Raw genomic sequence first — 7,227 nt, 5'->3', positions numbered from 1 at the left:
CTCTCTGATCTTGTCGACACTCTGTTTCAAGCGGCAACTGAGCGACAGACTCTAGATGATAGTTTCTTCGTTTTTTTGGACTACTTCAAGGAGGCTCCTCAAATTCTAGAAAAGATCGTACTTCACTATTCCTCTTTGATCGCGGATAAATCCGACTCTCTCTTAACGAGTCTAAGAGAACTCAAGAATTTGCACGAAAGGGTGCGGAGAAGGGCCGATCAATTTGGACTGAATCTCGCTTTGAATGAAATTGTTTCGAGGTTGTTTAGCCTCGAATGCCCATTACTTCCTACCCTTGAATCAGATCTTGTAGATTTCCTTTCAAAATTCCCTCCCGATGAAGAGGGGGCTTCTAAATTCCTGGACAATCAGATTGTGCTTGCTGTGGGTGAATACGATGAAAGTAGTGTGGAGGTTCAGCTTTCGAGATTGGAGACTATAATCAAAGAAATAAAGAGATATTCTTTAACCTTCATGAAATGGCTTACCGTTCCCGATAATCTCTTCGTTTCATACCTCGAAAAGGGTTTTAGAAGGTACGGGACAATTGCAACATGGCTTGAAGGCATAAAGGAAGCGAGGACCGAGTATGGACTTGGTCAGAGTCATTGGGAACAAGCAAGAAGGTGGTATTTCGAAAAGATATCTAGCAGAATTCTACCCTCTTTCCAGAAGGCAATGGCTGGCTGGGCTTGCTGGACGATTATTGAAGAACGACAGATTAAGGACCCTTTAGCCCATGCGGGCGAAACTATGCGTTACTCTGCTAGAAGGAGCGAGTTTAGGATTATAAAATGTGAAGAAAGCAGCGGTGTTTTTGATCTTTGCTCTGTCGACGAATTGATGATAACTTCGTCGGGTCTCAAGAAGGGTGAAAGAAGCTTTCCGTTCAACTCTATAAGAACTCAGCTAGAAGAGTTGAGGCTCTCTCGGGAAGCCTTTTTGGACAGCAAAGATGCAATTTTCGTCGGATATACTTGGAAGTACTTACTTCCCGGAGGGGGGCCAGACAAGGAGGCCAAAAACAACGAGCGGATAGAGTGCTTCAACTATTACTGTGTAACAGTTTCGGCAACGGGTTTCGGTGTCCCTTTGATAAAGCTGTTTTTTGCAAGAGAGGAAAGCGCAAGAACTTTCATTGAGTTCTTGAAAGAAGCGCGGATAATGTCTTCGTGGAAAGAGTATCCTCAGAATGGGCTCCCCGCTCCGCTAAAAGCAAAAACAAAGAATCGATCTGAGTCTGAAGACCAGATTAATCCTGGAGAGGCTAACCATAAAACAGTTGAGGAACTCATAATACAAAATATGGTCGAAGAGAGTGATGAATCGGAAATCGAAGAGACAACAGAGGTTCCCGTGGTCCCAATATCTGCAGAACTCCTCGAAAAGATCAACTCACTTCATTACGAACTTGAATGGTCAACCAAAAAAATGAATGAGGTAGAGTGGACATATTTCTTTCCAGAGAGGGAAAAAGAGGAAGAAGACATAAAAATTGCAGAACCCTTACAAGAAGAGATGACTGGATTCAGAGAGCTTGAAGCAAAAATAGAAGCCCTGTCGGGGAAAACAAAAAGAACCGTCTGTAAAATCCTTTCATGTGAACCCGAAAGAGAGTATTCGCTTCAAGAACTTGGGCTAACATTCTGGAGTGTCTTTGTAGTGGCACCCAAAGTGACAAGTGGCGGTAAACCCCTTATAGAAGTTATTAGTGGTGATGTACCAGGCTTGTCTGGGGAAACAATTTCGATGAAGAAACTAGGGAACTGCTGAAAGCGAGGTTCGCATCAGATGATTGACACAAAGCTGAAAGGAGTTTTCCGTGGATTACCATCCGATGTTTGAGGCGATAAGAGCCGGAACTGCCGTCCCGGTTGATTTCGTCACCGAGATACTCACAGGCCGAGAAAAATACGTTCAAGAGATTGAGAACGATATCAACTACATTCTGACCGGGAAAAGCAAGGTGAGAGTCTTTCTGGGAGAATACGGACTGGGAAAGACAACTCTTGCCAGATACGCGGAATACGTGTCCAGGGAAAAAGGAATGATGATATCCTGCCTTTCCGAAAAGGATTACGACACACTACACAAGCAGGACGAATTCTTCAGATCAATAATGAAGAACATGACAATGGTGGGAATAAACGGGAATCCTTTGAAGATATTCCTCAGGGCCTGGGCCGAAAAGACGCTCGGCGAGCTTGATGAACTGAGAATTCCGTCTGACGATGTGAACTCAGTGAGAGAATACCTATCAACTAGAGACAATTATGACCCCGATGGCATGTTTTCTCATTTCTGCGCCGCATATGTAGCAAGCGCTGGACAGGGAGCACCGGGTGAAGAGTTTTATGCGTATCTCGTTGGAGATAGTGTTGACAAAAGAACGATGAAAAAGCACGGCATATACCATTTTCTCCAGGATGATGGTTGGAACTTCCTGAAGTCTTTCACTTCTTTGATGGATACTTTACAGGTCCCAGGGTTGGTAATAATAATGGATGAGCTCGAATCCACAATGAACAGAAGAAGAGATGTAAGGGATAGGACCTTCAATCAACTAAGGGAAATCATCGACAAGATGTCTGCTGGGTTCCTCCAAAAGACTTACTTTTTGTGGCTTGGAACAGATGTTTGGTTCGAAAACAAACACAGAGGAATTGCATCCTACCATGCGCTTTACGACAGGATGAAAAACATCTCCGGGGATAATAGTGGAAAGACCATTATCCTGAATCTAGAACCGTTGGGAAAAGAAGATTTGAGACAGTTGATCAGGCGGTTAAAGACGCTTTACGCCAGCTGCTATTCATACACTGCAGACTCGTCCTTCGAAGAGAACACACTGCAGTCTCTGGTTAAGCAGTACACAGGAATTGATGGGAAACTCAGACCCTCCGTTAGAGAAGTTGCCAAGCTCACCGTAGAGTTCCTCGATTCTCTCAGGCAAGGCAAAGGACAAGAAGGAAATGGAGACGCAGATTCAGTTAAAGCTGCTGATCAACTTTGGTGATTGATCCCAGACTAAATCAGAAGCTTGTGGATCTCTTCTCTTATAGATATCGCTGGCAGAGCTTGAGAGAGATTCAGAGCAAAACTATCCCTCCTGTGCTGGATGGAAAGAACTTGTTGCTGATTGCGGGTACGGCCTCAGGAAAAACGGAAGCAGTAATGATACCCGTAGTTAATAGACTACTTGAGCTTTCTGCTGGTCTGAAATGCATTTACTTCGCTCCACTGAAATCTTTGATCAACGACGTGGCCTCTCGACTTGAACTCATACTGAGACCTTTTGGTATGGTAGTGGGGAAGTGGCACGGTGATCTCACAAAATCAGAGAAGTTCTCTACTGCGAAGGAGGCCTCCATACTCGTAACGACACCTGAATCAGTTGAAGGTATCTTTTTGAGTGAGAACATAGATTTGCTTTCAAAGATAGAATTCGTGATAATAGATGAGGTGCATGCTTTCATCGATTCTCCAAGAGGCGCTCAGCTTGCTTCTTTAATGGAAAGAATTAAGATTCTCTCTGGCATTGATCAACAGAGAATTGCAATGTCCGCAACTGTTGGAAACCCTGAACTCCTTATGGAATGGCTTAGTGGGAGCTCAAACAGAGAATCCGAAATAGTAACTGACGACAGTAAGAGCAAGCGAACAATTGAGGTTCTCACGGAAGGAGAGATCTCTCCAGCCGAATACCTCGCAAGGCTCCTTGAGGAGACTGACGACAAGATTCTACTCTTTTCTTACTCGCGAGCGAAGGCCGAGGATTTTGCAGCTTCTGCAAAAGCGTTAGGACTGGCTATCCCGGTTCACCACAGTTCCGTATCAAAGAGCTTAAGGGTAGAGATTGAGGAGGAGTTTAAGAGGGACAAGAAACTGAGGGCTATTGTAGCCACTTCGACGCTGGAAATGGGCATAGACATAGGCGATATAGATAGGGTGATCTTTCTTGAGATACCTCCATCAGCGGCTTCATTCCTTCAAAGAGCTGGCCGTGCCGGAAGAAAGAAGAACAAATCCACAATTTCCGTTTTCATAGAGGATCCTCAAAGCCTCTATAATCTTCTGGGAATACTCGATATGCTAGAAGAAGGATCGGTTGAGCTACTCAAGCCTAGCAGTTTTCATCTTCCTTTGCTGGGCCATCAGTTGATCGGCCTAACCAAGACTGCCGGTTCTCTGTGCAAGGAAGATCTTACAGTGCTCAAGAGAGCCTTCCCTTTCCGACAAATCGGCAGCGCGGATTTCGAAATCGTTTTGGATCACCTCGTTAAGGAATCCTTCCTGGCAAGAAGGGGAAATGCGATAACTTCGGGGGCTGCTACCGCCGAGATGATCGGAAGCGGAAAGGAAAAGATGGACTTTGTTGTCCTCTTTCCCGGGGGATTTGAATACTCCGTTATTTTCAACGGACACGAAATTGGAAAGATTCACCCTGCAGTTCTTAGCACTTCCTCTGACGATGAAGTCAGTTTTCTTCTCGGTGGAAGATCATTCCTTGTAAAAGAAGTCAATCCTGCCAGGAAGACAGTTCATGTTGTTTTAGGTGACAGCGGCAAACCGCCTTCTTGGTTTGGAAGCAGTTCGTTGATGACAAAGGAGTTCGCAAGGGCCATAAAATCTTCTCTGGCAGAGACTAAGATTCCTGATGGAGTGGTTCTCTCACAGGACGCTTCACAAACGCTTCTTGACTTCACCGATAATCACAGGGCATCATCTATTTCAATTTCCCTTCGAAGCTCAAGAAAAAGTGTAATAATCGAAACCTTCGCGGGCGATATGTCAAACATCTTTCTCTCTCTGTGCATAAAGGCAGTTTCCGGTATCAAGAAGATTAGCTCTAGTTGGCACAGTGTAATAGTAAAGGACGGAATCGATATCGATGAACTTCACGAAATGTTGCTCGCGATTTCAAGAATGGAAGAAAATGAGATCAAAGGGATTCTCTCAACCTATCTCAGAGAAAACCCAAATGAGCTAAAGAAACTGTACGAACTCTTAGGCGAAAAACTCGATAGATTCGTTCCTCAACAACTCCTTATAAAGTATGTAATACACAGATTCTTCGACTCCCTCTTACTGAAGGAACTGTCTGAAGCCATAATGGTAACAGATGCTGACTCCTAAACTCCCTACAAGCAAAACACCCACTATGTAAAAGAGAAAAGGGGGCAGTTGAACCCCCCAAAAATGAATCTAATTCAGTCCTCCTCGAAATCCTCTTCCATCTCCACAACTGAATCGTTGAGCCTTTCAAGATCACCTTTCAGTTCGAGGATCGATGCTTGAAGCTCGGGTAGACGTGCAATGATCTCGTCAAGTCCATCAACCCAGTCTTCAATGCTTGATCTTAATTCCGTCACTTCATCCTGTTCCATATCCGGCAGAGCCTCGGTAAGCTCCTGGACATCAGCATTCTCAAGTTCATCGAAAAGCTCTTCAACTAGATCGATGATCTTCTCTATGTTCTGCACCTTTGCCACTCCTTTCGGGTTTGACTTCTATACTGACAGATGTTATCACAACTTAGTGGAGTTTTGTATAGTGAAAAAAGCATGCTTTCGATCCTGAAGACTCTAGAATTACGCCTCCATGATCAGCCCATTTTTCCGTCGCTCTTTAATCTTGCTCAAAAGCAACGAAAGAAATACTGATGATTTGGGAGATCTGAAACACAAAAAAGAAGCGGCCGAAACGGCCGCCTCTGAATTCAGAGAAATACAACTATCTCTCTGGGAAACCATAACCGATTGCTTCGTTCCACCAATCGGGATATGGTGAGGATTTGAAATTGACATATCCGAGTGCGTAGTTTCCAAGAAGCCTGTCACCAAGAAGTTTCCATTCTTCGTGCCATGCAACCGCGTTCATGAAAGCATAGTTAGAGACGAAATCTATAGCAGCTTCTGGATCCGTCTCATACATATCAGTAGCTATCTTCTGAACTTCCGGTGTAACCTTGTAGAGAACTTCCAGTTTAGGATCCCTGTAGTTCCTGATATCCTGGATAGCGAGGTTATAGTGAAGTTCGGCCATCTGCTGCACATAAGAGTTGACCCACCAACCAGAGTCTCTTCTGAACTCTTCGTATCTGCTACCGGTCTCGTAGAACTTGGGAAGCTCTCTCATTATCGGCCACAATGGAACTATGTAGCTTGTATCAGGCGCGCCGTAACCAAACCAGCTGATTCCCTTGAACGGTTCTGCATAGGCAGAGTTTGTCTCGCCTATGTGGACATAGCAGGTTCTGTGCATATTGATACTTCTCTCCCAAGAACCCGTCTTACCAGTATTGGCATATCTTAGAGGATCTCCCCAGGGGCCCGCAGCCAGTCCAACTGTCAGGTCGTAATCCGTTCCCTGATAGTAATCACCCTTGATCGCAAAGATATCATGTACGGTGAGAAGTCTGTCGGGCTTAACAGAAAGCGGGAATCTCAAGTCGTGTGGGCTGAGTCCCAGAGAAGGAGCTACGAGGTCGAATGCTCTCCACTCTCTTCTTGTTGCGTAAAGGCTGTCGTTCGGAGCGTAAATCTCGGCTATGTTGAATGGCTTGCCTGAACTGGGATCATACCATCCCTGTTCCACGGCAAAGGACACTATGTTCGGGGAAGCCATAACGTTTTCTGTATCCTCGAGATCAACTTCCATGATTCTTGCTCTATTTGCTGCAACTGTGAAGTGGTCACTTGGAATCCTTACACCAGCCCAAATATCTCTTCCGTAGAACTCAACGATCCAGGTCTCTTCGCCGTCGGCAACGGTCATTGTCTCTCCGCCGCCACCAACCGTGCTCCATCCATACTGCTCGACGAGATCACCCATGATCCTTACAGCTTCTCTCGCGGTCGCGGCTCTCTCGAGAGCAATATCCTGTGCCGTCCAGCAGTCAATGATTCCCTTAGAGTCCGTCCAGAGAACCTTTCTTACTTCCTTGCCATAATCGGTACTGGTGTCGATACCAAATGTTGATTCGCTTACGGCAACTCCTTTCTCGTTCATGAAGGAGTATCTTGAGTGGAAGTACTGATAGGTGTGAGGAACCTGAGGAATCTGTCCTATGAGAGTCCCCTTCGAACCAATGTTCACTTCGGGATAGTTGCCGTAATCGATGTAGTTGTGAGAATCGAGCACGATATCTCTCATTGAACCTTCCGGCCAATCCATCGCAGGGATAATCCACAGACGGAAATCCGCACTGGTTGAATCATCGTTGTG

At 45.3% G+C, this 7,227-nt stretch carries 5 protein-coding genes; 3 read left to right on the top strand and 2 right to left on the bottom strand.

Annotated features, from left to right (window positions below; genetic code table 11):
• From BG32_RS09595 to BG32_RS09585, 3 genes are all read left to right on the top strand, one after another.
• Positions 1-1,773, top strand: a 1,773-nt coding sequence (locus tag BG32_RS09595) for a hypothetical protein (protein ID WP_259459658.1), incomplete at its 5' end; no start/stop codon positions are given.
• A 49-nt stretch (positions 1,774-1,822) separates the two neighbouring features.
• Complete coding sequence (locus BG32_RS09590) at positions 1,823-3,016, top strand: BREX system ATP-binding domain-containing protein (protein WP_006492122.1); 1,194 nt, start codon at positions 1,823-1,825, stop codon at positions 3,014-3,016.
• Positions 3,013-5,136: a DEAD/DEAH box helicase gene (locus tag BG32_RS09585; RefSeq protein ID WP_006492120.1), complete on the top strand. Its 2,124-nt coding sequence runs from the start codon at positions 3,013-3,015 to the stop codon at positions 5,134-5,136. Before BG32_RS09590 ends, BG32_RS09585 begins: the two co-directional genes overlap by 4 nt.
• 74 nt (positions 5,137-5,210) lie before the next feature.
• Here BG32_RS09585 and BG32_RS09580 read toward each other — a convergent pair whose 3' ends face one another.
• Both BG32_RS09580 and BG32_RS09575 read right to left on the bottom strand, forming a co-directional pair.
• Positions 5,211-5,483 carry a hypothetical protein gene (locus tag BG32_RS09580; protein ID WP_006492119.1) on the bottom strand — a complete coding sequence of 91 codons (273 nt, stop codon included), beginning with the start codon at positions 5,481-5,483 and terminating at the stop codon, positions 5,211-5,213.
• Between the two features lie 250 nt (positions 5,484-5,733).
• On the bottom strand, positions 5,734-7,227 hold a 1,494-nt coding region (locus BG32_RS09575; protein WP_121526746.1), incomplete at its 5' end, for a dipeptidase.

It is taken from the genome of Mesotoga sp. HF07.pep.5.2.highcov (assembly GCF_003666285.1).
GTDB classification, from domain to species: Bacteria; Thermotogota; Thermotogae; order Petrotogales; family Kosmotogaceae; genus Mesotoga; species Mesotoga prima.
This window is presented reverse-complemented; position numbering and strand designations above follow the sequence as displayed.